Below are 23,673 nucleotides of genomic sequence, written 5' to 3'. Positions count from 1 at the left end.
ATGCGCGCCCATGAACGACGACGTGCGCAACATCGTCCTGGGCGTGGTCGCGGCCGGCATCAGTGCCGCGCTCGGCTGGGTGGCCCGCACCTACCTGTGGAAGCGCCGGCTCCGGCGCAAGCAGGCGTTCTTCGGGCTGCCGGACAACTCGGAGTCGCTGCTCGTGGTGAACCGGGGCGCGGCCGGCCCCGAACTCGCTGTGATGCGCTACGACGTGTTCGCGCTGCTCGAACTGGCCGCACTGATCAAGGACTGCGGCGCGCAGGCGCAGGTCGTCGCGCACGACGTGGCACGGCAGGGTTTCGGTGAACGCACCGAGTTCTGCGTGGGCGGGCCGGTGTCCAATCGGCGGATGACGGCTCACCTCGCCTCGTTGCTGCCGGGCGTGCGGATGAACGTCGACGCCGAACCCACGCCCGACCGGGGGGCGTTGCAGATCGGCGCCGAACGGTACCGGCTGGAGGCGGGGATCACGGAGTACGTGCTCCTCGCGCGGCTCACCGTCGAGGCGAGCCCGCACAACCGGCCCGTCTTCCTCTTCTGCGGCCAGACGGCCATCACCAACCAGGCAGCGACCCGCTATCTCGCCCGCCATCACGAGCGCCTGCGGCGCAAGCACGGCAACAGCTCCTTCGTGCTGCTGCTGAAGGTCGTCAACTCGCACGCCTACGGCCCGGACGTGGTGGAGGAGGTGGCGGACGTGACGCGGGCGGCGCGGGCGCCGCTGCCCGCTCAGGCGACCGCGGCCCGCCCCTCCCACCGCGCGTCCTGACGCCCGCCCGGTCCGGCCTGACCCGTCGTCGGCACGATCAGCCCGCTGCCCGGCGAGCACAACCCGTCCGGCGCACGGCTGACCTTCTCCTCACCGGCGGGCGACCCGTGGAGCGGGTCGGTTCCGCCGTGCGAGCAGTGATCGCCGACCGTGGCCGGGCGGGTGGAGCTCTCTGGCTGGACTGCTGCCTCTGGGTCCTCGCGGACCGGATGAACGACACATCGTAGTCGAGACGACGGAGTCGGCGGGCACGCCCGGAGCCGATCGGTGGCCCGCGACGCCGAATCACCGCCCGTGGTCACAGGGCGAGTTCACCTGCCGACTCGCGGTGAGCGGCGGAGCCGGTGGGGGCGCTCGCGGGAGGGGCCCGGCGGCTGACGCCGTCAGGCCTCCGCCACCTCGCCGTAGAGCTGGGACAGTTCGGGGACGCCGTTCGCCGCCCATTCGTGGCCGGCCGCGACGACGTCGAACTCACGGCCGGACGCCAGCCGTACGAGGGGGCGGCCGCCCGGCCAGACCTGCCACTGCGCGCCGGGGACGGTCCGCACGGTCACCGTGCCGAGGTAGAGCCCGGCGTCGTTGCCGAGCCACGGGAGGATCTCCTCGTCGTCGCGCCAGCGCGGCACCAGCTGGTCCAGGGCCTCCAGGGAGCGCGCGGAGTCGTCGAGGAGAACGCCTTCCCGGGCCGCCAGGGAGCGCAGCAGGTCGCATTCGGAGAGCAGTTCGGCGATCCCCTCGGGGTCGGCCGCCGGCGTCGTCTCATCCTGCTTCTTGCGCCTGATGCCCAGGAACGGGATGTTCATGGCCTCAGAGTGACATTCACACCGATGTGCGCACCATAGGGGCGCGCGGGCGACCGCGCCGGGTCGGACCCCCGTCGCCGCGCGCCGCCGCTCACACCTCCAGGTCGACGACGACCGGCGCGTGGTCCGAGGCGCCCTTGCCCTTGCGCTCCTCGCGGTCGACGTAGGCGTCCTTCACGGCCTTGGCGAACGGCTCGTTGCCGTAGACCAGGTCGATGCGCATGCCCCGGTTCTTGGGGAAGCAGAGCTGGCGGTAGTCCCAGTACGTGAACGGGTGCTCGTACTTCAGGGGGCGCGGGACGACGTCGGAGAGGCCGGACTCGCGCAGCGCGGCGAGGGCGGCGCGCTCGGCGGGCGTGACGTGCGTGGAGCCCTCGAAGGCGGCCGGGTCGAAGACGTCGTCGTCGGTCGGCGCCACGTTGTAGTCGCCCAGCACGGCGAAGGGGCGGCCGCCGGCCGCGTCCCCGGCGATCGCGGCCTTGAGGGCCTCGAACCACTGGAGCTTGTAGGCGTAGTGCGGGTGGTCCACCTCGCGGCCGTTGGGCACGTACACCGACCAGACGCGGACCGGGCCGCAGGTCGCGGAGATCGCACGGGGCTCGAAGGCGCCCTCGTAGCCCGGGTCGCCGGGCAGGCCCTTGACGACGTCCTCCAGGCCGGCCCGGGAGATCACCGCCACGCCGTTCCACCGGCCGGTGGCGTGCACCGCCGACTCGTAGCCCAGCTCGCGCAGCTGGTCGAACGGGAACTGCTCCTCGGCGACCTTGGCCTCCTGGAGGCACAGCACGTCCGTGCCGCTGCTCTCCAGCCAGGCCAGGAGCCTCGGCAGGCGGGCGGTGATCGAGTTGACGTTCCAGGTCGCGATGCGCATGCCTCACAACCTACCGGGCGGCACTGACACTCACAGAGCCGTGCTCTCCCCCGGCGCCAGCCGCCGGTGCTCCGCGCCGCCGAGGGCCCCGATCTGGTTGTCGTAGATGGGGCGGGCGAGGTCGGTGAGGAGCGCGTCGTGGATGTCGTAGGCGCGCTGCGGCTTCACCTCGCGGACGTAGTCGATGACTTCGGAGATCTTGCTCCAGGGGGCCATGACGGGGAGCATCAGCGTCTCCACGGCGGCGCCGGGGACGGTGAGCGCGTCGCCGGGGTGGAAGACGCGGCCGCCGTCGATCAGATAGCCGACGTTGGTGATGCGCGGCAGGTCGGGGTGGATGACGGCGTGCAGTTCGCCGTGGACCTGGACGTCGAACCCCGCGGCGGTGAAGGCGTCGCCGTGGCCGACGGTGTGGACGCGGCCCGGGTAGGCGGCGGAGAGCCGCTCCGCGACCGAGCGCAGCGTCCACAGTTCGGCGCCCGGGTCGGCGTCCAGCGCGGCCCGCAGCCGCCCCTCGTCGAAATGGTCGGGGTGCTCGTGCGTGACCAGGATCGCGTCGGCGCCCTCGGCCGCGTCGGGCTCGCTGAACCCGCCCGGGTCCAGTACGAGCGTGCGCCCCTCCTTCTCCAGACGGACGCAGGCGTGCGACTTCTTCGTGAGCTTCGTGATCGTCATGTCCTCCATCCTGCCTCCGGGGCGCGGGGAACGACGCTCACTCGGTGGGCGTGGTCTCCTCCTGGATGACCTGCTGGGCCACCCGGAAGGCGCTGTTCGCCGCCGGTACGCCGCAGTACACGGCGGCCTGGAGCAGAACTTCCTTGATCTCGTCGGGGGTGAGGCCGTTGCGCAGGGCGGCGCGGGTGTGGAAGGCGAGCTCCTCGAGGTGGCCGCCGGCGACGAGCGCGGTGAGGGTGACGCAGGAGCGGGAGCGCCGGTCGAGGCCGGGCCGGTCCCAGATCTCGCCCCAGGCGTAGCGGGTGACGAAGTCCTGGAAGTCGCCGGAGAAGTCGTCGGCCTGCGACAGCGCCCGGTCGACGTGGGCGTCGCCGAGCACTTCCCGGCGCACCTTCAGTCCCGCGTCGTAGGGGTCGGGGCGGCCCATGACCTGCGGCGGCTCGACGAGGCTGGCGGGCGCGATCTCGGCGACGGGGGCGGTCGCCGGCGGGGGCGTGGCGACGGCCGGCTTGAGGGAGACGCCGGGGACGGCGGTCTGGCCGGTGCTGTGGTCGTGGACGGGCTGCCAGGCGGTGGAGAAGTGCCGCACCAGCAGGTCGGTGACGGCCGCCGGCTGCTCCACCGGCACCAGGTGCGAGGCGCCGGGTACGACGGCGAGGCGGGCGTCCGGGATGCCGGCGACCAGGGTGCGCGCCTCGGCGGGGCCGGTGACCTGGTCGTCGGAGCCGACGAGGACCAGCGTCGGCACGCCGACGAGCCCGAGTTCGGCGCGCACGTCGAACGCGGCGAGCGCCTCGCAGGCGCCGATGTAGCAGCCGGGGTCGGTGGTGCGCACCATCTGCACCGCCCAGTCGGTGATGGCGGGCTGCGCGGCGGCGAAGCCGCTGGTGAACCAGCGGTCGGGTGAGCTGCGGGCGATGGGGTCGAGGCCGTTGGTCCGCACGATCACGCCGCGCTGGCGGAACTCGTCCGCCGTGCCGAACCGCGGGGAGGCGGCGATCAGGGCGAGCGAGGCGACGCGTTCGGGGTGGCGCAGCGCCAGCTCGACGCCGACCGCGCCGCCGAGCGCGCAGCCGGCGTAGCCGAAGCGGTGCACGCCGAGCGCGTCGAGCGTGGCGAGCAGCCGCGCGGCGAGGTCGGCGACGGAGCCCGCGGGGTGGGCGGGGGCGCCGCCGTGTCCGGGCAGGTCGTAACGGAAGATCCGCCACTGCCGCGCCAGCTCGGGGACCTGCCGGTCCCACATGTGCCATGTGGTACCCAGTGAGGGACCCAGGATCAGGACCGGAGCGTCTTCTGGCCCGTCAAAGCGGTATTGCAGGGTGTTCGGGGGTGTCTCACTCACGCCCCAGACCCTCTCACGTCTCACGGACGCCCCTATAACGCGGGGGCGCGAGAAACCGGTCTGACCAGGTTGAAGACCTCGCGGGCGGCATATCGCTTTAGGCATCGGATGATCTCACGGCGGGTCTTGCCTTCCTGGGTGCGGCGTTCGTAGTACGCCTGGGTTCGGGGGTCGTGGCGCAGGCGGGTGAACACGATGCGGTGCAGGGCGGCGTTGGCCTGCCGGTCGCCGCCGTGGTTGAGCCGTCGCGTGATGCGCCGCCCGGAGGAGTACTCGATGGGGCTGACTCCGCAAAGGGCAGCAAAGGACGCCTCGGTGTTCAGCCGCTCGGGATTGTCCCCCATGGTGATCAGGAGAGTGACGGCGCTGTCCGGGCCGATGCCCATCGGTACGAGCAGTTGCGGCGCGTGGCGTTCGACGAGCCGGGTCAGGCATTGGTTCAGCTCGTTGATCTGCCCGGTGAGCTGCTCAATGCGCTCGGCGAGCATGCGTAATGTCATGTGGGTGGCCTGGACCACCGCGTCCTCGTCTCCCCCACCATCGGGTGGGCTGAGGGTCGCGCAGGTGCGGAACAGCTCGGCATTGCCCAAGCTCGACAACCGTTCCCGCAGGGCGGGGTCGGCGATCACCAGGACGGCCTTGAGCTGGTTGATCGCCTGTGTGCGGGCCTTGACCGCGGAGTCCTTGGCGAGTTTGTAGATCCGGGCGCCTTGCACGGGTCCGTCGCCGGACTTGGCCTGGGCCCGGGTGCGACCGCTGAGCACGGCTCGCGCTGCGGCCTGCGCATCGAGCGGGTCCGACTTGCCGAGCAGACGGCGGGCTGTGCGGTCGGGCCGGTTCACTTCGAACACCTGGATCTGCTGGGTCAGCAGGTAGCGGGACAGGCCCGCGCCGAAGGTACCGGTGCCCTCCACACCGGCCCGGCGCACCGTCCCCCGCCTGCGGGCCCACACGAGCAGCCGCCGATAGCCGGCCACCGTCGCCGGAAAGGACTCGGTGCCCAGGATCTTGCCCAGCGGGGACACCACGGCGGCGACGTGCACCTCACCGTGCGTGTCCACGCCGAGCACGACTTCTCTCCGCACGGGAGGATCCGTACTGGAGGAGGTGCTGCGCTGTCTGGTCGTCATGGTGGTTCGCCTCCCGCAGGGTGACACGCTGAGTGGATGGCACCGGCCCGCTCGGGCGGTCTGAACCGTGATGGCGCCTGGAACTCGGCAAGGCCCCTATTGGGACACGCCCTGTGGCTCGGTGACAGCAGAAGCCAGCCCGCAACGACGGTCGACAAGCCTGTGACTGGACACTTCGGTCAAAGATCTCAAGAGTCAGACCCCCGTCCGGGACGGCATCGCGCAACCGTCGCATCGATCCCGGCGTATCGGCATCTACCGACCACAGCCGGATGGCTTCGCCCGAACCAATGCCCAACCTGGCCGGAGCAGGCTGAGAATGAGTTGACTCCCCGCCCACTCGCGACCGGCAATGACAGACAGCCGTCTGGGCCGCCTTACGGTCGCCCTCCATCGGCCATCGCACGAACGGCTTCGAGCCCTCATTCTGGTGCACGGTTGTCCGCAAGTCATGGCGCGGGCTGCCAAAGAGGCTGCCTAGCAACTCGGCAAAGGCACCGGCGAGTGCTTGGGAACTCGGTCTACTCGAGTAACGGGGAACAGCAGCACCGCACGAAGGGGCGCCCGCGTGGAAGGCATGGCGCATGTGGGCGCTGCCGGACCCGATGCTCGCGGCCCCCGTCACCGACCCGGCGCCGGCCGATGGGTGGGCCGCCGAGGAGAAGTGGGACGGTTCTCCAGACACCTCGTGATGTCTCATTCGCGTTGGCACCGTTCACCCAGGTCACGACTGGTCCTTCGTGCGTGCGGCTGAGGCTTGCCGGGTGTCTGCGCCGCTGCTGACGTGCCGCTGGGTCTCCTGGGGGCCGTGCCAGTCCAGGCAGACGGCGGTGGCATCGTCTTCGAGCCGGCCGTCGGCGGCGTCCCGGACCGCGGACGTCAGCGCCAGCGCGGTCTCCCTCGGGTGCAGATTCCGGGTGCACCCCAGCAGGGCGGGCAGATCGACCTTCTCTCCGTGACGTTCGAGCATGCCGTCGGTGAACATGAGCAGACGGTCACCGGGCCGCAGGTCGAGGTCCTGCACACGGTACGGGTGGGGAGTCAGCTCAGACAGCCCGAAGGGATGGTCCACCTCGCAGGTGATCGTCTCCACAGCCCCGTCGCGCATGCGCAGCGGCCAGGGATGACCGGCGTTGACGAATTGGGCCCGCCCGGTATGGAGATTGATGCGCAGGAGCTGCCCGGTGGCATGACCGTGGCCGTGTTCGATCAGTGCCTGGTCTGCCCGGTGGGCCTGTTCGCCCAGGCCGGTGCCCGCCCGGCGGGCACCGCGCAGGGCGCCCACCAGGACCGTGGCGGCCAGGGCGGAATCCATGTCGTGGCCCATGGGATCGGTCACCGACACGTGCAAGGTGTCGCGGTCCACGGTGTAGTCGAAGGTGTCGCCGCTGAGGTCCTCGGAGGGCTCCAGGTTCCCGCACAGGGTGAACTGTGCGGCCTCGCACGACAGCGACAGGGGCAGCAGCTGGTACTGGATTTCAGCTGCCAGGGTGGCCGGCTTGGAGCGTTTGCCCCAGGTGTAGAGATCGGTGAAGCGGCCGTTGGCGATCACGATGTAGGCCAGGATGTGGGCGGCTTCCCCGACTGCGTCGAGCACGTCCTCGCCAGGGCCGGTCGGCAGGAGCAGTTCCAGCAGCCCGATCGCATCCCCGCGGTTGGTGACGGGCACGATCACCCGCTGCCCCTCGCCGGTCGCGTCCTGATACAGGCGCTGGGTACGGATCACCTCCTCGTAGACACTGCCGAACAGGGGAACCCGCTCGGCCTGCCGCCCACCCTGAGTGGGAGCGGTGGACAGCCGAGCCACCGCCTTCCCCGTCAGGTCCACGATGAGGAAAGAGACCTTAGTGGCCTCGAAACGCCGCCGCAGGTCCTCCGCGATCACGTCGACGGCGTCCGCCGGCGCCGCTGTCTCCGCTGCTGTCAGCAATCGAGTGAGCCCACTTTGTCCACCGCTCACGACCGCAGTCCCTTCCGCAACCCCCCACCAGCTTGGTAATCACCGCAGTGAGCGTCAATCCGTGAACAGTCACGCTCCGGCGTTCGCCCGCGGACGGGGCCGCCACGGCTGCTCTGTACAAAAGCGGCTCGACGGGCCCATGTCCTAGGAGACACGCCAGAGTCTGGATAACGATGGCTGGAGAGCGCTGCTCTCTCTGGATGCCGGGCGTTTGGTGTTGCGCTCGCGCAGGGACAGGAACCTCGCACCCTCCTTCCCCGAGGTTCGTTCCGGGCACGGTCCAGCTGCCGACGCGACGGCCCCGGACGGCGAGCTGGTCGTACGGGAAATCCAGCAGGCTCGCCTTCGAGCGACTCCAGGGTCGCCTCCAGCGGCGCGGTGCCGGCGCTGCCCGGCTCGCCGAGCAGTGGCCCGCCCACTTCGTCGCCTTCGACTTGTTGCGCCTGGCGGGCACCGACACGACCAGATGGCCGTACGCGGGCGCCAGGGCGGCTGCTCCGGAACGCCTTTTTACCGAACAGAACCTCACCGCGCCGTGGGCGCTGTGCCCGTCGTTCCCCCCGCTGGCCTGGGGATTCACGAAACTGCGGACAGGGCCCTGAAAGCGGCCAGGGCTACTTGTCGCCCGAGCCGGACGGGAGCCGACCCGCAGGTCCACCGCGGCCCGGTCCGTGAGGCGGGGAGCAAGGCTGCGGCTCAACCGGGCGAGGGCCTCGTCCACCTCCAGAGTCTGACCGAGCACGTCGGGACCAGCCGTCCGTCACCACGCAGGCACCTGTCGTCGTCCCCGCGTGCCGCACGCCTCTCGGCCAGCGCCCACAACAGCGGGCAGCGCTCCCGCGGGATGAGGGCACCTCCCGGGTCACGATGGCACAGATCGTGCGTGGAACTCCCCGTCGCCACCCGCCACACCAACGGCGGGGCCATGGGCGCCATCGCGGGGCGCCGTCACTGCGGTCACGTCAGCGGCTCCCCCGGCTCGTTGGCTGAACCGGAGGAGCCTGAGTCGAGCCGGCCCCATGGATGCGCTGCTGAACGCGGCCCACCTCCGGGTCCCCCTCCCGAGTCCCCCGCACCCGAATGCCTGCCGCGATGTCCGACAGGCGCTCAATCGGAGCCGCGACCGGTCGTGCGCAGAACCCCGGGAGGAGGGGATGCTCTGGGACGCCACGATCAGGACGTCTTTTTCCGGCTGCGGTTGATGCACTCCGAACGCACGGCCGTCCGCGTCGGCACCGGGGAGCCTCGAACCGACTCTGAAGACGGTCAGCCGAGCCAGGACGACACCACCCGGCCTCGTGATCCTGCCCCGGCGTCTGGTGGTCGAGCAGTCCTTCGCCCGATCAGGCGCGCCCGCAGGCACCGCGACCATGGACGGAACACCCCTCGATCCGAGCGGTACTGATCGTCGCAGGGCAGGGCCCACCGTCATGGCCGAGTTGAAACCTGAGTGAGCTCCGCTCCAACGGCCGCTGCGCGCCGTGGAACGGGATGCACGAAAACGGCAACCTGGGGTAATAGTCTAACTGTCGTCCTCGCAATTCCGTACGGCACCGGCGACCCGGACGGGAAACCCGAGGTCTGGGATGTGACCATGATGGAAGACTCTTCGAACGGCACCCCGATGCGGCTCGAGGGGCACTTGGTTCCGGCACGGACACCGCTCCTGAACAAGATCAGCGAGTTGCAGACGGAAATCGGTCAGCTGCAGGAGGCCGTCGTCTCCCACACCGTGGTGGACCAAGCGATCGGTGTGGTCATCACCCTCGGTGGCCTGCGTCCCGAGCAGGGCTTCCAACTGCTACGAGAGGTCTCACAGCACACCAATACAAAACTGCGGCAGGTCTCCGAACTGATCGTGGAGTGGGTACACAGCGAACAGCTGCCCGATGAGATCCGCACCTCCGTGGACAAGGCACTGGCCACCGCACGGTCCATCTGAACGCAGCACAGCTCTGCCGCCCGCGTTCCGAGCCGGACGGCAGGGCGGGCGGACGGTTGAATGCCAGCTCACTTCCGAACCCGCACGCGACGCGACCTCCGCTCAACGCGTCCCCGAACCCATCTGACCAAAACGTCGCACGCCAGACTTACCGGCGGTCGCTGATGACGCACGCTCCGGAGCACTCGCCGGCGTGCCCGCAAGGGCCCCACGATCACGGAGTCTCCCCCGAGTCGCGCGAACGGTTGCGTGGTTGCCGTGTGCAGCGGATCGGACGCCTCCTGCGCGGCCGGCAGCCGCCCGGCCGACAACAGGAGCGGGCCGGCGCCGCGAAGCACCCGGGACAGCGGGCCCGTCGCCGTCTCCGGCACCGGCGGCAACGGTCCCGTCAGGCCGGTCAGGGCCGCGTCGGGGTCAAACAGACCCGCTCGGCGGCGCCGTCCTCGTCCACCAGACCGGCCGCGGACCAGTCGGCCAGTCCCGGCACCAGCACGCGGCACACCCGTCTGAGCCCCTCGACCGCGTCCAGCGTGCTCGACAGCGCCGCCGCGCTCCGGGTGGCGAACGCCAGCTGGTCGAGCGCCGCTCGCAGCGCCGCGTCCGCGTCATCCTCGTCCATGGCGACCACCTGCCCGCCTGGTGGCCCCGCGGCCGCTTCCGCCCTGGGAAACCAGCTTGCCGAACGACGGTTCGTGGGGCCTGTGCCCGCGCCGCCGCTCATGCCGCGTCGCGCCAGGCGGCGATACCGGTCACCGTGACCACGACGGTGACCGGCTCCGCGGCACCGTGGGTGGCGAGGTGGGTGACGAGGGCGGCTGTCACCCGGTCGTGGACGATTCGGGCGATGTCCAGCGCCCGCCGACCCTCCGTCATGACGCAGCGCACCTCGATGTGCCATCCGGAACCGTCCGGCGCCCGGTCGGCGCGTACGCCGGCCTCGGGCGGCGTGGTGTCCGCCCGGGTGAGCGCGGCGGCTGCCGCGAGGCGCCGGGCGAGGCGGGGCTGCAGGGCGGCCACGCCAGGAACCGCGAGGGCTGCCTCGGCCGCGACGCCGGGGAGCGCGGTGGTCCCGGTGGCGGTCATCATGCGCCACCGCCCGTCGGGAGGCGGGGACCGAGGGTCGGTCCCGGGTTCCAGTACGTCGGCCACGGTGATGTCGACGGCTGTCACCGTGAGCCCCAGGTCCTGTCCGGCCGAGTGGAGGACCGATCGGCGTACCTGGTGGACCCGGTCGGGCAGCGGGCGGTCGAGGGCGGCGGCCAGGGTCATGGTCACCCGCACGTCGGTGCCGTTGCCCTCGGGTACGAGCCGGCAGGTCGCGGCCCTGGCACCGGGGACCGTGTCCGCGGCCCGCCTCAGCACCTTCGCCGCGGCGCTCTCGGCGATCCGCAGGTCCCGGTCGGGGTCGGCCAGGGGCAGCAGCCGCCCGAACCGGACCTCTGCCCTGACGACGTCCATGACCCGGTCGGCGAGTGCGTGCAGGCCCGGAGGGTCCTCGTCGCGCAGCGTCCGGGCGGCCGCGTTCACCGTGGCCAGTCCCTCGACCGCCTCTCGGCAGTATGGACAGGACACCGGGTGCGGGTCCGCGGCCGGTGGTGCGTCCCGCGCCTGTTCCCAGACCCGGCTGAGCAGGCGGCCGCAGGGCAGTACCTCATCGCCTGCGATCGGGGGCACGTCGGCGGCGGCCCAGCCGTTGCGGGGCCCGTCGGCTCCGGGCGGTTCGGGAGGCCGCGTGTGCGGGTCGTCTAGCGCCATGAGCCCATCGCCTCCTGCAGGGATCGGCGTGCCCTGAACAGTCTGCCGCGTACCGTCTGCTCGTCGGTACGCGTCACGTGCGCTATCTCCTTGTAGGGCAGGCCCTGCACCTCCCTCAGGATCCAGCAGACCCGCTGTCCGGTGTCCAGCTCGGCGAGCGCGCGGAACAGGGCGGCCATGGCCGCGTCCTGCTCGGCGGTCCGGGCGGGCTGGCTCCACGCGTCACCCGCCGCGGGTTCGGCGACGGTGTCCAGGGAAAGAGGCGGCGGCCGTCGGTGGCACATGGTCTGGCAGCGGTTGACGGTGATCCGGTACATCCAGGTGTGGAACTCCGCCCTGTGGCGGTATTCCGGCAGGTGGCGCCAGGCGCTGACGAAGGCGTCCTGAACGGCCTCCTCGGCGTCCTGGGGGTTGCCCAGAATGCAACGGGCCAGGGTCAGCAGGGACCGGCTGTGCCGCTGGACGAGGACGGCGTAGGAGTCCTCGTCTCCCTCGGCCGCCCGTACCGCCAGCAGGCGGTCGGGCAGGTCGCACCCCAGTCGTGGGCAAGCAGTGCGTTCGATCATGACGCTCCCACGCAGGCTCGGAACGTTCGTGTACCCCCGATACGAGTTGTGACGCACATCACATGCCAGACGCGTGAGGATTGTGCCGCCCGGTATGTCCAACGTTCGACGGACACCATTCCGGTGTCCGGCCGACCGATCGAGGCGACCGCCATGACGGACAACATCACCAGCGTCGGCGGGGGCAGCCGACCCGAAACAGGCACGAGCGCGCTCAGGGGCCGCACAGGGGCCGGGGCTCCGGCCGAGACACGGGGCAGGACCACCATCGCGGACGGTGTGGTGGCCAAGATCGCGGGCATGGCCGCCCGCGAGGTACCGGGCATCCACAGCCTGGGCGCCGGCATGGCCCGCGCCTTCGGAGCCATGCGGGAACGCGTCCCCGGCGCAGGCGGAGGCGGAGGCGGAGCGGTCACCCGCGGCGTCAAGGTCGAGGTCGGGGAACGGCAGGCCGCGGTGGACCTGGACGTCGTCGTCGAGTACGGCGTCTCCATCGTCGACGTCGCGGGCGGCGTACGCACCAATGTCATCAGCGCCGTGGAGCGGATGACGGGCCTGGAGGTCGTCGAGGTGAACATCGCCGTCGACGACGTCCACCTGCCCGACGACGAGGAGCAGCAGACCGAACCGGACGAGGGCCGCGTGAGATGACCGCTGCCGGGACCACCGCCGTGTCCTCGGGCCCGAGCGGATGATCACGGCGAGAGGGACGCTCGCGAGACGGGTGAGTGCGAGATGAACACAGCAACGACGGGACTCGCGGCCGGCATGGCCCTCGGCTTCGCCGGCTACTTCGGCGGCTTCTGGGCGTTTTTGCTGGTCCTGGTCCTGGGTGCGGCGGGGCTGATCGTCGGCCTCGTCGTACAGGGCGACCTGGACCTCCGGACACGGAGGCAGCGGTGAAGACCCAGCCCGGTTCCCCCGGTGAGGGGTCGGGCCCGCCGGCGCCGGCCGCCGGGCTGCCGCCCCCGGCCGAGCGGGGCGCAACCGTCATCCCGGACAGGGTGGTCGCCCGCATCGCCGCGCAGGCCGCGCGCGCGGCGCAGGCGCGGCGCGCCGCCGTACCGCCCGATCGGCGCGGACCCGCGGCACCCCACGCCTCCGCCGCCGTCCGTACCGGATCGGTGCGCCTGCATCTGACCATGGACCTGCCCTACCCCACCGACATCCCCCGTGTCTGCGAGCGGATCCAGCGGGACGTCGCCGAACGGGTCGCCCAGCTGACCGGGCTGCGAGTGGGAGAGGTCCTCCTCACCGTCCGGCGGCTGGTGACCGCCACCGACTCGAGCCGGGGGCGGGTCCGGTGAGCGGCCGGGCGGCCCGGGTCACCGGGCACGCCGTGCAGGAAGGGCGATCGTGATGACATCCGGTCCACGTCCCCCGGGCCGCGGCCCCGCGTCGTCCACGCACCGTGCCGCAGTGCCGCTGACGAAGGAGCCCGACCCTCCCGAACGCGACGTGTCCACCTCGGACCTCACAGCCGGTGAGCGCGAAGGAGGGCACCGAACCCGTCGCAAGTGGTCCGCGCGCCTCATCACGGCAGCGCTGGTCGCCACCGTGATCCTCGTGGCCGCGGTCGCGACGCTGGTCGACGTCATCGCCGTACGGGCGGGACATCCGGCGGCGGCCTGGCGACGGCATCTGGCCGACGAACTGGCGACCCGCCCGGTGGACGACGTGTGGATGCTGACGGGGGCCGCTGTGGCCGCCGCCGTCGGCGTCTGGCTGATCGTCCTGGCCCTCACCCCCGGTCAACGCCGCTGGCTGCCCCTGCGGTCACCCGCCGGCTGCCCGCGAGTGCGGGCCTTCGTGGACCGCGGCGGAGCCGCCGTCCTGCTGCGCGACGCCGCCATGCGGGTCCCCGGAGTCGGCGCGGCGCACGTCCTGGTGGGCCGCCACCGCATCAAAGCCCGCGCGGACGTCCGCTTCCGAGACCCCCGACAGGTGAAGGACGACCTCACCGCCGTCCTCGACGAGGAGCGCGACCGGCTCGCCCTCGCCCGTCCTCCCCGCATCGCCGTACGGGCGCGGCGACGCACCCGCTGACACAAGACCCGCAGCACCGGAGCCCGCCATGACGCCGCGATCCGCCCTCAACCGCACCCTGCTGGCCCTCGCCGGACTGGTCCTCCTCGGCGGCGGACTGCTCATCCTCTTCGCCGGGCTCGACCTCTACCGGCGACACGATCTGGCCCCACCCGCCGGCTGGCCCCTGACCACCCCGGCCGACGTCCTGCTCGGCTCCGCCGACCGGGCACGCTGGAGCAGCCAGGGCTGGTGGTGGTGGCCCGCGGTCATCGCCACCCTCGCCGTCGCCGCCCTGCTCGCCCTGTGGTGGCTGCTCGCCCAGCTGAGCCGACACCGCCCCGGCTCACTGCCCGTCGGCGGCACACCCCCGCAGGAAGGCGTCGAACTACGCGACCGCGCACTCAGCGAAGCGATCGCGAACGAAGCCGGTGCCCTGCCAGGGGTAGGCCATGCGGCCGTACTCATCACCGGCCGACCGGCCCGCCACCGCACCCGCATCGACCTCACCCTCACCCCCGAGGGCACGCCCGGCGCCACTCTCGGTGCGCTGTGCGAAGGCCCGCTCGGCACCGCGCGTCGGTCCACCGGCCTCATCGACATGCCCGCCGAGGTCCGCCTACAGGTCAGCCGCCACGGACCACACCGCGTGGAGTAAGGGGGAGAGAGATCGGCCGTTCCCGCCGACGCCCTTGCGGCCCACCGCGGTTCGCGGGCGCGCCGACACCACTCCCCGAAGGAGAGATCATGATCATCCTGGGCGTCATACTGCTCGTCGTCGGCTTCCTCACCGGCCTGTCCATCCTGTGGACCATCGGGATCATCCTGCTGGTCGTCGGAGCCATCCTGTGGATCCTCGGCGCGATGGGACACGCCGTCGCCGGTCGACGCCACTACTGGTAGGCGGGGTCGGTTGCCCTGCAGGGTAGTGATCCATGCTGCGGGCAGGCCGGCAGACGGCGCGGACCCCACCAAGATGTTCGCGGCGGCGGACGACGACGGCGGAGAGGTCGATCCGCCTGAGGCCGCCGCCGGTGCCGGCCAGCCGCCGCCGTTCGGACGCGGGCCGACCGGTGGCCGTTGTGTCGGTCCTCGCCGCACGAGCACACGGCCGACTCGTTGGGGAGTCGGTGGATCGGCCCCCACGGTCCGGGCGGAAGTTCCCCACCGCGTCGGCCCGTGAGTCTCCGTCGGGAGTTCGTATGCACAGCACCTTCGTGAGGATCCGCCCGAACGTCCCCCGGGGCCACGGCGATGACGGGCGGTGAGCGGCAAGGACCCGCGGAAGGCTCCACCCGGTCGGAGCACTTCGGGGAGGAGTTTCTGGGAGTCCTGCTGGACCAGGGGCACGAGTTGCCGCCGCACGAGCTCGGTCCGCTCGTCGCACGGCAGATCGGCAGGCTCGACGGCCGCGAGACCTCTTTCTTCCTGCAGGACTACGGCCAGGTGTGGCTCGTCCCCCTGCCGGGCGACGGGCTGGCGGCCGGGGAACCGCAGCCGATCGACGGCTCCGACGCCGGACGCGCCTTCCGGGAAGCGCGTCCCGTCGAGGTTTCGCAGGCCGACGGTGTACGGGTCTATATGCCCCTGCTGGACGGAGGCGACCAGGTGGGCGTCCTGGCCGTCACCCTGGACCGCGTCCACGACGACGAGCGACGGCTGCTGCGCAGGCTCGCCTCGCTCGTGGCCGACATGCTGGTGACCAAGCACGGTTACACCGATCTGTTCTTCCGGCTGCGCCGCAGAGAACCGATGAGTGTGGCGGCGGAGATCCAGTGGTCGCTGCTGCCACCGCTGGCGATGTCCACGCCCCGGGTCGAGCTGGCCGGGATGCTGGAACCCGCCTACGACGTGGCCGGCGACAGCTTCGACTACGCCCTCAACGGCGATGTCCTGCATGTGGCCATGGTCGACGCGATGGGCCACGGACTGGACGCCGCCACGATGGCCACGGTGGTCATCGGAGCCTACCGGCATGCCCGGCGCATCAGCGTCGGCCTGTCGGAGATCTATACGTTCATGGACCGGGCCGTCGCCGATCAGTTCGGCCCCGACCACTTCGTGACCGCTCAGATGATGCGGCTCAACACGGCAACGGGCAGGCTTCAGTGGGTCAACGCCGGACATCCCGCTCCTCTGTTGATCCGTGGACACCGTGTCGTACGACGGCTGCAGGGCCCGACGACGCTGCCCGTCGGCTTCGGCGGTCACGAGCCCCGGATCAGTGAAGTGGCTCTCATCCCCGGCGACCGGATCCTGTGCTTCACCGACGGACTGATAGAGGAGCGCGATGTCGGCGGTGAGGAATTCAGTGAGGAGCAGCTCATCGGGTGGGTGAACCGCCTTGAGCCCACGGCCCAGCAGATCCGGACGGTGGCGCGCTCCCTCTCCCACACGCTGCAACGGGCGCGGGGCGGGATCACGACGGACGATGCGACGCTCCTGCTGATCGAATGGCGCGGGAGCGCCACCGACGACCTCGCCCTCCCGGAGTGAGCCGGCCTCCCACCCCCAGGGAAAGGCCGACGGCACGCAGCCTTTCCCCCACCGCCGATCTCTCACACTCCTGCTGCCGCGGTGGGCACGTGACGGGTGACCGGTCCGTCAGGAGTGCGTGAGGCGGGGTGGGGGGCGTCGTGTCCGCCTTCGGAGTCCCAGACCGCCTCCCGGAGCGAGTCCGAGTCGGCCGCTGCCTCTGCCGCGGCCCGGAAACGTTCGGCCTCATGGATCAGGCCGGTCGCCGTGAGGCTCCGCGACGGGTCGGTGGCCGTGGCCATGAGCCGGGCTGCGGTGGCCGGGACGGTCTCCGGTGGGATCACCAGCAGGTCCCAGCGGCCGAAGGTGTGGGACAGCAGCAACAGCTTGTGCGGGTCCTGCCCGGCGTTGGACCAGCCGACGCGCACCATGTGGCCGTGCGCGGGCACTTCACCCGGGATGACCGGCCACAACGTGCGGCTCACCGCTATCCGGGTGATCCGCCCCCACAGCGGGTCGAGACATTCGACGAGCGCCGGGAGCTCCTCCGTCAGGTTGCGCGAACGGGGCCACCAGGCACCGTCGATCAGGGCCGGAGGGGCGCCGGCCCGCGCCAGCGTGAGTCGGAGCGGTGACGAAGAAGGGGCCCGGTCTCCGACTGCGGGTGTGAACGGAATGGTCGCGGTCATGACGCGGACCCAACCCCGGGCCGGTCACGGCCGGCCCGGTTGCCATGAATCGCCGAGAACGACCCGGCGTGGAAGCCGGTGTACGAGATGCTCTCGGTAATCACCAGGATACTCCTCGCCGAGGCCCGGCGGACTGGCGGGGAGTGACGGGCTGAACGGAACAACACACGTCACAGAGCCAGGGGAGTGCTGGGCCGGGGCATGCGGGCCGTCGGGCGTGAGACCGGTCCGGGAGCCGGCATACGAAGGGCCCCGGCGCCCTCGGCCCACTGCCGCCGGTATATCGACAGCCGCTTCACCGAATGCGGCGGCGCCTCCACAACCGCCCCGGCGTGTGCGGAGTACCGTGGACAGCACCGAGGGCATTTCGCACACCGGCTTCCACGCCGGGTCGTTCTCGGCGAGAGACGAAACCCGGGTCGCCGCCAAGGCGGCCCGGAGACGGGTCCGCTCATGTCGGCGACCTTGCACCAAGCCCTGCCACACCACGAGCCCGTCGCAGCCCCGGCCGCGCGTCTCGCGCTGAAGACCGACGGCCCGTCGCGCGGCCTCCTGGACGGTGCCTGGTGGCCCCGCTCCCGGGACCTGCTGAGCGAGCTGCCCGCGCTGACCGATGCGCTGGACCCTCTGTGGGGCCGCATCACCCGCATCGCCGTCAACCCGACGTACTGGCCGGTCATCCCGCACAAGATCCCCGTGGGCGGTCATGTCGTCAAGGCCGGATGGTTCACCCCGGAGATCGACCCGCACAAGCTGCTGCTGCTCTCCTACGGCACCGGCCGCTGGGACCTGCTGGTCATCCCACCCGAGACCGAGACGAAGTCGGCGGCCCGCCTGATGGCGGCCGCGTCCGACTACGACGGCCCACCGCTGACCGCAAGCGCTCTCATGGCCGCGGACGAGACCCGGCACGCCGTCTCCGCCGCCGACCGGCCACTCGAACCCGACGAGGCAGGGAAGTACGGGGAGGACGGCCCCGCCTCAGCGGCCGTTCCGGCAGGGACGGATCGCGCCAGTCGCCTGGTCATCGGCATGTGAGACGGCCGCCCCGACCGGTGCCTTCCCGGGTTTCGGCCCTGCCTCGCGAACCGGCGCAGGCACATGCAGGGGTCTCGACCGGCGGATCCCCGCCCCCGTGGTCCTCGTCCCGAGGAGCAGTACGTGCAAGCCCTGATCGTTCTCATCGTCGTGATCGGCCTTCTGGCCGTCCTGGCCCTCGCCCTGTCCGTGAAGGTCGTCAAGCAGTACGAGAAGGGAGTGCTGTTCCGCTTCGGCCGACTCGTCGGAACACGCTCCCCGGGGCTGCGGTTCATCATCCCGTTCGTCGACACCCTGCACCGGGTGTCGCTGCGGGTCGTCACCATGCCGATCCAGTCCCAGGGCATCATCACCCGGGACAACGTGAGCGTGGACGTGTCGGCGGTCGCCTACTTCCGGGTCGTCGACGCCGTGAAGTCGGTCGTCGCCGTGGAGAACGTCAACGCGGCGATCAACCAGATCGCCCAGACCACCCTGCGGAAGGTCGTCGGCCGGCACACGCTCGACGAGACGCTGTCGGAGACGGACCGTATCAACCTGGACATCCGCCAGATCCTGGACGTCACCACCGTCGACTGGGGTGTGCAGGTCACCCTGGTCGAGCTCAAGGACATCCAGCTGCCCGACACCATGAAACGCGCCATGGCCCGCCAGGCCGAGGCCGAGCGGGAGAAGCGAGCGAAGATCATCAACGCGGAGGGCGAGTCGCTGGCCGCGGCCGCGCTCGGCGACGCCTCGGACACCATGATGGCCCACCCCCTGGCGCTTCAACTGCGCAATCTGCAGAGCCTGGTGGAGATCGGAGTCGACCAGAACACCACCGTCGTCTTCCCGGCCCCCCTCATGAGCACGATCGGCGAGCTCGGCTCCTTCCTCGCCCGGGAAACCGCTGCCGCCGCACCCGCCGCGGCAGCGCCACCGGACGGCACCGGCCGCACCCACACGTCCCTCAGCCCGGCAGGCAGCGCGCCCGGCACCGCGGCGTGAAGCCGACTACGGCCCGAGCGATGCACCAGGGAGGATCCGTGACCGTCGCCTGTCGCGCGCGTCCTCCGGGCACCGGCTGATGATGGGGGTACGGCCGAACACGCGGAGCTGATCATGACGGGTTGGCGGGTCAGGGACTACACCCAGGACGATCTCGAAGCGGTGATCCGTGTCGACATGCAGAGCGGCACGACCGAGGAGCCGCCGCTCTTCCCGCTCTCGGACGCCGTGACGGCCCTCCAGACCCGCCACCCGGCCGTGGTGGCCACGGCCGACGACGTGCTGATCGGCGCCGCGGTGAGCAGGGTGGAGGGCGAACGGGCATGGATCCTGCGCATCTGCATGGCGCCCGGCTGGCGGCAGCGCGGGCTGGGGAGTGCCCTGATCACCGCCCTTGAGCAACGGCTCTTCGCCGCCGGCGTCCGCGCGGTGCACGCCGCCCTGCCCGAGGGCGAGACCGGTGCCACCGCCCTGCGCAACTGCGACTTCGGCGCCCGCCCCGGGCTGGTCTTCTTCGAGAAACGCGGACCGGTGACCCCGCAGTCGGCCGGCACGCTGTCCTCGCTCGGAGCGGAGCTGCCGCCAGGGGGGCTGTGGCAGAAGGTCGCGGGCATGCAACGGGAGAAGCAGCTCATCGAGCGGCGCCTGGTCCTGCCGCTGGCCCATCCCGAACTGGCCGCCCAGCACGGAGTGGAACTGCCACGGGCGGTGATGCTGTTCGGCCCGCCCGGGACCGGCAAGAGCACGTTCGCGCACGCGATCGCCAGCCGCCTGGGATGGCCCTTCCTCGAACTGTTCCCCGCCCGTCTGGCCGCCGAGTACGGCCTGGCTACCGGGCTGAACCGGCGCTTCGACGAGATCGCCCGGCTCGACCACGTCCTCGTCTTCATCGACGAGGTCGAGGAGGTCGCCGGCGAACGCGGCGGCGCGGACGCGACCGCTGTCGGCGTCGTCAACGAACTGCTCAAGGCGATCGTCCGGTTCCGAAGCCAGGACGGACGGCTGCTCGTCTGCGCCACGAACAACGTGACCACGCTCGACTCCGCGTTCCTGCGGCACGGCCGCTTCGACTACGTGCTGCCGATCGGCCCTCCCGACCACACCGCCAGGACCGCGCTGTGGGAGAGCTACCTGGCCCGAGCAGGCGCACGGGCCGACAGCGCGGTACTCGCGTCCGCCAGCGAGGGGTTCACCCCCGCCGACATCGCCCACGCGGCGCGCACCGTCTCCCAGGCCCAGTTCGAGCGCACCTTCGACACCGGAACCCGGACCACCCCCACCACCGACGACTACCTGGACACGATCCGCGACACCAAGCCCACGGTCAGCGCCGCCACGGCCCAGGAATTCGCCCAGCAGACCGAGAAGTTCGCCCGCATTTAGGGTCCATGCCGACGGGGAGTGAGTCGATCCGCGACGAACGTGTCAGAGCGGCGTAGGAGGCGTGTCGCCGCCCGTATCGATGAGGATCTGTCCGGCCTCGGTGACGTTGTCGGCCCGTACGGCCCTGGCCATCGCGGCGCGTGCCGCGTCGGGCGACGTGCCCGGAGGGACCAGCATCAGGGAGAAATGGTCCCGGTCGCCCCGGGTGACGAGGACGGTGTCGTCACCGACCGGGAAGGAGTCGATGTGGACGACTCGGCCGTCCACCATCACCCGGGTCGGCAGTCCGTCCCAGGCGCTCCCGTCCAGACCGACCCGGGTGATGGGCCCGAGATGCTCGGTCAACGCGGAGATCAGCGAGGGGAGCTCGGCACCTATGTCCCGGGACCGCGGCCACCATGCGCCGTCCAGTATTCCCTCGCGCGCGTGCGTCGTCTCCAACCGCAGCAGGGCCGTCCCCGGTCTCACGGACCGGTGAACGGCGTCCGGCAGGAGCCGGGGGAGATGATCGGAGGTGTCCGAGTCGGCCATGAGGTCCGCCCGTCGTAAAGGTCAGTGCGACCGCAGAGCATACGACCGCGTACGGCCCTGCTCGCTCACCGTACTCCGCACGACACTCGCGCGCGCACCTCACCGAACGGCGCGGTTACGGAAACGGGCAACGGCTCCGGCGTATACCCGCCGGAGCCGCCCTTCCGGGTCATTGCACGTGAGCGTGCGCCGACCCGCCTTCCACGTTACGCCAAAGGGACTAAGCCGACATGAAGAATCCTTGTGAAGGTTCGCTTCGGTCCGAGAAAGCGACGCGGCGGCTCAGCCACGCCCTTCCTCTTCCGTCTCCATCTGCCGGATCCCCTGGTGCGTCAGCGTGATCATCGCGGGCGTGTTGCCCCTCCCCCAGTCCACGACGACCCAGCCTTCGCCCGCCAGGTACATGCAGGCAGCGGCCATGTCCTGCTCAGGGATACCGAGTTCCGTGCGGAGCTTCGCCCCATCGACGCCCAGGAGGCGATTGCCCTCGGCGGCTTGGTACAGAGCCTGCATGATCCTCTCGCGGTACGTCTTCCGGTCTCGCAATATCGCCATGACGCGCCTTCCTCTGCCGTCCGTCGGGCCGAAGTCGATGTCATCCGCGGCAGCCGTCGCGGTGGGGCGCATCGGAACGCTCGCGTCCACCGTCGACCGACGGCGCCTCCGGGGCCGACGCCCGACCCCCGGCAGAACATCGCCGTAGTGGAAGGCAGCGATCCGTTCGTCGTGCTGACCGTTGAGCTGGTGGATCAGAACGACTCCGACGGCGATCAGGACGACCAGCACGGCCACGGCGATGACGAGCACGGGATCTCACCTCCGCCGACCGGCGGGCGAAGGCCCCGCCGAGCCGATGGGCCGGGGCAGGGACGACGGGCGACCTGCTCCGCCGTCGGTCTCCCAGGCTTCCTCCCTGTTTCGTGCATCGATCCTGTCTGCCGCTTGCTCCCGGGCCGGGACATCGATGCCGTCGCCGGCCATCAGCTGCGCGGCGGCGTCAGCACCGGTTTCCGGCGGAATCACCAGCATGTCCCGGTGGCCGTCAGCGGAGAAGAGAGTGAGTCTGTGCGGATCCTGCTCCTCGGTGGACCAGTCCACCCGCACGGTGCGCCCGGCGTCGGACACCCAGTGCGGCAGGACGGGCCAGTAGGCCGGGTGCACGGTGACACCCGTGATACGACCCCAGAGATCGCCCAGTGCGGCCGTCAGGGTGGGCAGCTCACGGGTGAGGGCACGGGAGCGAGGCCACCACATGCCGTCCAGCCCGCCCGGCGCGGGTCTCAGGGACAGCCGGGCCGCCGGCGGCGGCGTGCGCCTGCTCGATGTCGTACGGTCAATGGTCACGGCCATGGCGCGGACCTGTCCCCCGGGCTCGTGGGTGCGGCCCGGTGCTGTCGATCACCGGAAACGGCACCCGCAGCGGAGCCGGTGCGCGAAAAACTCCCGGTGTCTTCACACTACTCCGCTCACCGGCCCGAAAAGCCCGCCATGACCAGGTAGTTTCCTGCCTTCGGGACCTGGTCGCCGGTGCCGATGCCGGTCAGAGCCAGTCCTTGCGCTTGAACGTCAGATACAGCAATGCGGACAGGAGCACGATGACGACGGCGGAGGTGATGAAGCCCGACTCGTGGCCGAAACCGGGATAGGGGAGGTTCTGGCCGTAGTAGCCGGTGATCGCGGTGGGAACGGCGATGATCGCGGCCCAGCTCGTCACCTTCTTCATGATCAGATTCATGCTGTTGGCCTGGACCGAGAGGTTCGTCTCCATGACCGAGGCCACCAGGTCCCGCAGTGATTCCGTCCACTCGGTCGCACGCAGCACGTGGTCGTAGACGTCCTGGTAGTACGGGACGAGAGGGTCGGTGATCAGGTGCAGGCCGGGGCGCATGAGCCCGTTGACCACCTCGCGCATCGGAAGCACGACGCGGCGCAGCCGGACGAGCGATTTGCGCAGTGCGAAGACCCGGCGCTGCACGGCTTCGATCTCACGGCGCCCGGCCGCGAAGAGCAGGCCCTCCAGCTCCTCGATGCTGTCGTCCAGTTGCTGGACGGCGGCGAAGTGTCCGTCCACGAGATGGTCGAGCAGGCCGTGCAGCAGGAATCCGACGCCGTGGCCGGCCAGGTCCGGGCTCTCGTCCCAGCGGGCGACGACGTCCTCGATGTCGAGGCCGTCGTCCTTGCGGACGGTGATCATGGCCTGGCCGGTGAGGAATACGGCGATCTCGCTGTACGTCAGCTGCGCACCGTCCGGGCTGACGGCCACGGCATAGGCGCTGAGGAACTCGTGGGTGCGATAGCGGTCGAGTTTCGGCCGCTGTCCACGCTGGGCGGCATCCTCCAGAGCCAGTTCGTGGATGCCGAACTCCTGACCGAGCATGGTGAGTTCAGCGGCTCCGGGCCGGTGCAGGTCCAGCCACAGGACCGACCCCGGATCAGCGAGATGCGCAGGGACGTCACTGACGGGAAAGTCCTCCAGGACCAGAGTGCCGTCGTGATACAGCCGGGTACGCGTCACCATGGCCCGAGGCTAGTGTCTTATACCCCTTTCATGCCGCTTCGCCCCGGTTGCCAGCGCGGCAGGTTCATCGACAGCGGCCACCCTCCGGGGAGGATCTCACGACGTCAAAGCCCGGCGACATCCGCAGGCTCCGACCGACGAGCACCAGGGTGCCGGTCCGAAGGCAGGAATGCGGGTACCCGGCGACGGCATCGCATCCGGCGTACACCGC

General features: G+C 70.9%; 26 protein-coding genes. 12 read left to right on the top strand and 14 right to left on the bottom strand.

Annotation, left to right across the window (positions count from 1 at the left end; all coding sequences use genetic code 11):
* Positions 1–10 precede the first annotated feature (10 nt).
* Positions 11–772: a hypothetical protein gene (locus ACFYXA_RS02445; protein ID WP_352249789.1), complete on the top strand. Its 762-nt coding sequence runs from the start codon at positions 11–13 to the stop codon at positions 770–772.
* A gap of 383 nt (positions 773–1,155) precedes the next feature.
* Here ACFYXA_RS02445 and ACFYXA_RS02440 read toward each other — a convergent pair whose 3' ends face one another.
* The 6 genes from ACFYXA_RS02440 to ACFYXA_RS02415 all read right to left on the bottom strand — a co-directional run bounded on the left by ACFYXA_RS02440 (position 1,156) and on the right by ACFYXA_RS02415 (position 7,523).
* The gene (locus ACFYXA_RS02440; protein ID WP_351092581.1) at positions 1,156–1,575 is read right to left on the bottom strand and encodes a DUF6278 family protein; all 420 of its coding nucleotides are present in this window, start codon (positions 1,573–1,575) and stop codon (positions 1,156–1,158) included.
* A 91-nt stretch (positions 1,576–1,666) separates the two neighbouring features.
* Entirely contained in the window at positions 1,667–2,446 is a 780-nt protein-coding gene (locus ACFYXA_RS02435) for an exodeoxyribonuclease III (RefSeq protein WP_389027573.1), read from the bottom strand.
* Positions 2,447–2,476: 30 nt separating this feature from the next.
* Positions 2,477–3,121, bottom strand: coding sequence for an MBL fold metallo-hydrolase (locus ACFYXA_RS02430; RefSeq protein WP_352249787.1), 645 nt, complete (start codon positions 3,119–3,121; stop codon positions 2,477–2,479).
* A 37-nt stretch (positions 3,122–3,158) separates the two neighbouring features.
* The gene (gene pcaC / locus ACFYXA_RS02425) at positions 3,159–4,463 is read right to left on the bottom strand and encodes a 4-carboxymuconolactone decarboxylase (RefSeq protein ID WP_389027571.1); all 1,305 of its coding nucleotides are present in this window, start codon (positions 4,461–4,463) and stop codon (positions 3,159–3,161) included.
* A 32-nt stretch (positions 4,464–4,495) separates the two neighbouring features.
* The gene (locus ACFYXA_RS02420) at positions 4,496–5,533 is read right to left on the bottom strand and encodes an IS110 family transposase (protein ID WP_389027569.1); all 1,038 of its coding nucleotides are present in this window, start codon (positions 5,531–5,533) and stop codon (positions 4,496–4,498) included.
* Between the two features lie 784 nt (positions 5,534–6,317).
* Entirely contained in the window at positions 6,318–7,523 is a 1,206-nt protein-coding gene (locus ACFYXA_RS02415) for a PP2C family protein-serine/threonine phosphatase (protein WP_067246241.1), read from the bottom strand.
* Between the two features lie 1,624 nt (positions 7,524–9,147).
* On the opposite strand from ACFYXA_RS02415, the gene ACFYXA_RS02410 reads away from it, so the two are divergent.
* Positions 9,148–9,495, top strand: a complete 348-nt coding sequence (locus ACFYXA_RS02410) for an ANTAR domain-containing protein (protein WP_389029010.1) — start codon at positions 9,148–9,150, stop codon at positions 9,493–9,495.
* Positions 9,496–9,892: 397 nt separating this feature from the next.
* On the opposite strand, the gene ACFYXA_RS02405 is transcribed toward ACFYXA_RS02410, so the two are convergent.
* The 3 genes from ACFYXA_RS02405 to ACFYXA_RS02395 form a co-directional block, all read right to left on the bottom strand.
* Positions 9,893–10,114 (bottom strand): hypothetical protein, encoded by a 222-nt coding sequence (locus tag ACFYXA_RS02405; RefSeq protein WP_158926425.1) that lies wholly within the window; start codon positions 10,112–10,114, stop codon positions 9,893–9,895.
* Positions 10,115–10,212: 98 nt separating this feature from the next.
* Entirely contained in the window at positions 10,213–11,250 is a 1,038-nt protein-coding gene (locus ACFYXA_RS02400; protein ID WP_389027566.1) for a hypothetical protein, read from the bottom strand.
* Entirely contained in the window at positions 11,241–11,816 is a 576-nt protein-coding gene (locus ACFYXA_RS02395) for an RNA polymerase sigma factor (protein ID WP_389027564.1), read from the bottom strand. The genes ACFYXA_RS02400 and ACFYXA_RS02395 overlap by 10 nt, the downstream gene beginning before the upstream one ends.
* Before the next feature lie 153 nt (positions 11,817–11,969).
* On the opposite strand from ACFYXA_RS02395, the gene ACFYXA_RS02390 reads away from it, so the two are divergent.
* The 7 genes from ACFYXA_RS02390 to ACFYXA_RS02360 all read left to right on the top strand — a co-directional run bounded on the left by ACFYXA_RS02390 (position 11,970) and on the right by ACFYXA_RS02360 (position 16,337).
* Positions 11,970–12,467 (top strand): Asp23/Gls24 family envelope stress response protein, encoded by a 498-nt coding sequence (locus ACFYXA_RS02390; RefSeq protein ID WP_389027562.1) that lies wholly within the window; start codon positions 11,970–11,972, stop codon positions 12,465–12,467.
* Positions 12,468–12,551: 84 nt separating this feature from the next.
* Positions 12,552–12,719, top strand: coding sequence for a hypothetical protein (locus tag ACFYXA_RS02385; RefSeq protein ID WP_030645371.1), 168 nt, complete (start codon positions 12,552–12,554; stop codon positions 12,717–12,719).
* A complete protein-coding gene (locus ACFYXA_RS02380) occupies positions 12,716–13,123 on the top strand; it encodes an Asp23/Gls24 family envelope stress response protein (RefSeq protein ID WP_389027560.1) in 408 nt (135 codons plus the stop codon). The genes ACFYXA_RS02385 and ACFYXA_RS02380 overlap by 4 nt, the downstream gene beginning before the upstream one ends.
* 112 nt (positions 13,124–13,235) lie before the next feature.
* Positions 13,236–13,862, top strand: a complete 627-nt coding sequence (locus tag ACFYXA_RS02375; RefSeq protein WP_389027558.1) for a DUF6286 domain-containing protein — start codon at positions 13,236–13,238, stop codon at positions 13,860–13,862.
* A gap of 28 nt (positions 13,863–13,890) precedes the next feature.
* Positions 13,891–14,499, top strand: coding sequence for an alkaline shock response membrane anchor protein AmaP (locus ACFYXA_RS02370; RefSeq protein WP_389027556.1), 609 nt, complete (start codon positions 13,891–13,893; stop codon positions 14,497–14,499).
* Positions 14,500–14,588: 89 nt separating this feature from the next.
* Entirely contained in the window at positions 14,589–14,744 is a 156-nt protein-coding gene (locus ACFYXA_RS02365; protein WP_099054839.1) for a DUF6131 family protein, read from the top strand.
* Positions 14,745–15,095: 351 nt separating this feature from the next.
* Complete coding sequence (locus ACFYXA_RS02360) at positions 15,096–16,337, top strand: PP2C family protein-serine/threonine phosphatase (protein WP_067246279.1); 1,242 nt, start codon at positions 15,096–15,098, stop codon at positions 16,335–16,337.
* A 62-nt stretch (positions 16,338–16,399) separates the two neighbouring features.
* Here ACFYXA_RS02360 and ACFYXA_RS02355 read toward each other — a convergent pair whose 3' ends face one another.
* Positions 16,400–17,005, bottom strand: a complete 606-nt coding sequence (locus tag ACFYXA_RS02355) for a DUF5994 family protein (RefSeq protein ID WP_067246282.1) — start codon at positions 17,003–17,005, stop codon at positions 16,400–16,402.
* A gap of 453 nt (positions 17,006–17,458) precedes the next feature.
* On the opposite strand from ACFYXA_RS02355, the gene ACFYXA_RS02350 reads away from it, so the two are divergent.
* The 3 genes from ACFYXA_RS02350 (at position 17,459) to ACFYXA_RS02340 (ending at position 20,413) form a co-directional block, all read left to right on the top strand.
* Positions 17,459–18,043, top strand: a complete 585-nt coding sequence (locus ACFYXA_RS02350; RefSeq protein WP_234359980.1) for a DUF5994 family protein — start codon at positions 17,459–17,461, stop codon at positions 18,041–18,043.
* A 123-nt stretch (positions 18,044–18,166) separates the two neighbouring features.
* Positions 18,167–19,030 (top strand): slipin family protein, encoded by an 864-nt coding sequence (locus tag ACFYXA_RS02345; protein WP_352089198.1) that lies wholly within the window; start codon positions 18,167–18,169, stop codon positions 19,028–19,030.
* 114 nt (positions 19,031–19,144) lie between these two features.
* Entirely contained in the window at positions 19,145–20,413 is a 1,269-nt protein-coding gene (locus tag ACFYXA_RS02340) for a bifunctional GNAT family N-acetyltransferase/ATP-binding protein (protein WP_352249457.1), read from the top strand.
* A 42-nt stretch (positions 20,414–20,455) separates the two neighbouring features.
* On the opposite strand, the gene ACFYXA_RS02335 is transcribed toward ACFYXA_RS02340, so the two are convergent.
* The 4 genes from ACFYXA_RS02335 to ACFYXA_RS02320 form a co-directional block, all read right to left on the bottom strand.
* On the bottom strand, positions 20,456–20,944 hold the full coding sequence (locus ACFYXA_RS02335; protein WP_351092548.1) for a DUF5994 family protein: 489 nt from the start codon (positions 20,942–20,944) through the stop codon (positions 20,456–20,458).
* A gap of 282 nt (positions 20,945–21,226) precedes the next feature.
* Positions 21,227–21,751 carry a hypothetical protein gene (locus ACFYXA_RS02330; protein ID WP_389027551.1) on the bottom strand — a complete coding sequence of 175 codons (525 nt, stop codon included), beginning with the start codon at positions 21,749–21,751 and terminating at the stop codon, positions 21,227–21,229.
* Between the two features lie 6 nt (positions 21,752–21,757).
* Positions 21,758–22,294: a DUF5994 family protein gene (locus ACFYXA_RS02325; RefSeq protein ID WP_351335994.1), complete on the bottom strand. Its 537-nt coding sequence runs from the start codon at positions 22,292–22,294 to the stop codon at positions 21,758–21,760.
* Positions 22,295–22,484: 190 nt separating this feature from the next.
* Complete coding sequence (locus ACFYXA_RS02320; protein ID WP_351092544.1) at positions 22,485–23,462, bottom strand: magnesium transporter CorA family protein; 978 nt, start codon at positions 23,460–23,462, stop codon at positions 22,485–22,487.
* Between the last annotated feature and the right edge of the window lie 211 nt (positions 23,463–23,673).

Origin of the sequence: Streptomyces sp. NPDC002566 (genome assembly GCF_042889585.1) — a bacterium.
GTDB lineage: Bacteria > Actinomycetota > Actinomycetes > Streptomycetales > Streptomycetaceae > Streptomyces.
This window is presented reverse-complemented; position numbering and strand designations above follow the sequence as displayed.

What these genes read in the sequence shown, in the direction of transcription:
- ACFYXA_RS02445 (WP_352249789.1), top strand. Translation starts at nt 11, where the DNA reads ATGAACGACGACGTGCGCAACATCGTCCTGGGCGTGGTCGCGGCCGGC.
- ACFYXA_RS02440 (WP_351092581.1), bottom strand. Translation starts at nt 1,575, where the DNA reads ATGAACATCCCGTTCCTGGGCATCAGGCGCAAGAAGCAGGATGAGACG.
- ACFYXA_RS02435 (WP_389027573.1), bottom strand. Translation starts at nt 2,446, where the DNA reads ATGCGCATCGCGACCTGGAACGTCAACTCGATCACCGCCCGCCTGCCG.
- ACFYXA_RS02430 (WP_352249787.1), bottom strand. Translation starts at nt 3,121, where the DNA reads ATGACGATCACGAAGCTCACGAAGAAGTCGCACGCCTGCGTCCGTCTG.
- ACFYXA_RS02410 (WP_389029010.1), top strand. Translation starts at nt 9,148, where the DNA reads ATGATGGAAGACTCTTCGAACGGCACCCCGATGCGGCTCGAGGGGCAC.
- ACFYXA_RS02405 (WP_158926425.1), bottom strand. Translation starts at nt 10,114, where the DNA reads ATGGACGAGGATGACGCGGACGCGGCGCTGCGAGCGGCGCTCGACCAG.
- ACFYXA_RS02400 (WP_389027566.1), bottom strand. Translation starts at nt 11,250, where the DNA reads ATGGCGCTAGACGACCCGCACACGCGGCCTCCCGAACCGCCCGGAGCC.
- ACFYXA_RS02395 (WP_389027564.1), bottom strand. Translation starts at nt 11,816, where the DNA reads ATGATCGAACGCACTGCTTGCCCACGACTGGGGTGCGACCTGCCCGAC.
- ACFYXA_RS02390 (WP_389027562.1), top strand. Translation starts at nt 11,970, where the DNA reads ATGACGGACAACATCACCAGCGTCGGCGGGGGCAGCCGACCCGAAACA.
- ACFYXA_RS02385 (WP_030645371.1), top strand. Translation starts at nt 12,552, where the DNA reads ATGAACACAGCAACGACGGGACTCGCGGCCGGCATGGCCCTCGGCTTC.
- ACFYXA_RS02370 (WP_389027556.1), top strand. Translation starts at nt 13,891, where the DNA reads ATGACGCCGCGATCCGCCCTCAACCGCACCCTGCTGGCCCTCGCCGGA.
- ACFYXA_RS02365 (WP_099054839.1), top strand. Translation starts at nt 14,589, where the DNA reads ATGATCATCCTGGGCGTCATACTGCTCGTCGTCGGCTTCCTCACCGGC.
- ACFYXA_RS02360 (WP_067246279.1), top strand. Translation starts at nt 15,096, where the DNA reads ATGACGGGCGGTGAGCGGCAAGGACCCGCGGAAGGCTCCACCCGGTCG.
- ACFYXA_RS02355 (WP_067246282.1), bottom strand. Translation starts at nt 17,005, where the DNA reads ATGACCGCGACCATTCCGTTCACACCCGCAGTCGGAGACCGGGCCCCT.
- ACFYXA_RS02350 (WP_234359980.1), top strand. Translation starts at nt 17,459, where the DNA reads ATGTCGGCGACCTTGCACCAAGCCCTGCCACACCACGAGCCCGTCGCA.
- ACFYXA_RS02340 (WP_352249457.1), top strand. Translation starts at nt 19,145, where the DNA reads ATGACGGGTTGGCGGGTCAGGGACTACACCCAGGACGATCTCGAAGCG.
- ACFYXA_RS02335 (WP_351092548.1), bottom strand. Translation starts at nt 20,944, where the DNA reads ATGGCCGACTCGGACACCTCCGATCATCTCCCCCGGCTCCTGCCGGAC.
- ACFYXA_RS02325 (WP_351335994.1), bottom strand. Translation starts at nt 22,294, where the DNA reads ATGGCCGTGACCATTGACCGTACGACATCGAGCAGGCGCACGCCGCCG.
- ACFYXA_RS02320 (WP_351092544.1), bottom strand. Translation starts at nt 23,462, where the DNA reads ATGGTGACGCGTACCCGGCTGTATCACGACGGCACTCTGGTCCTGGAG.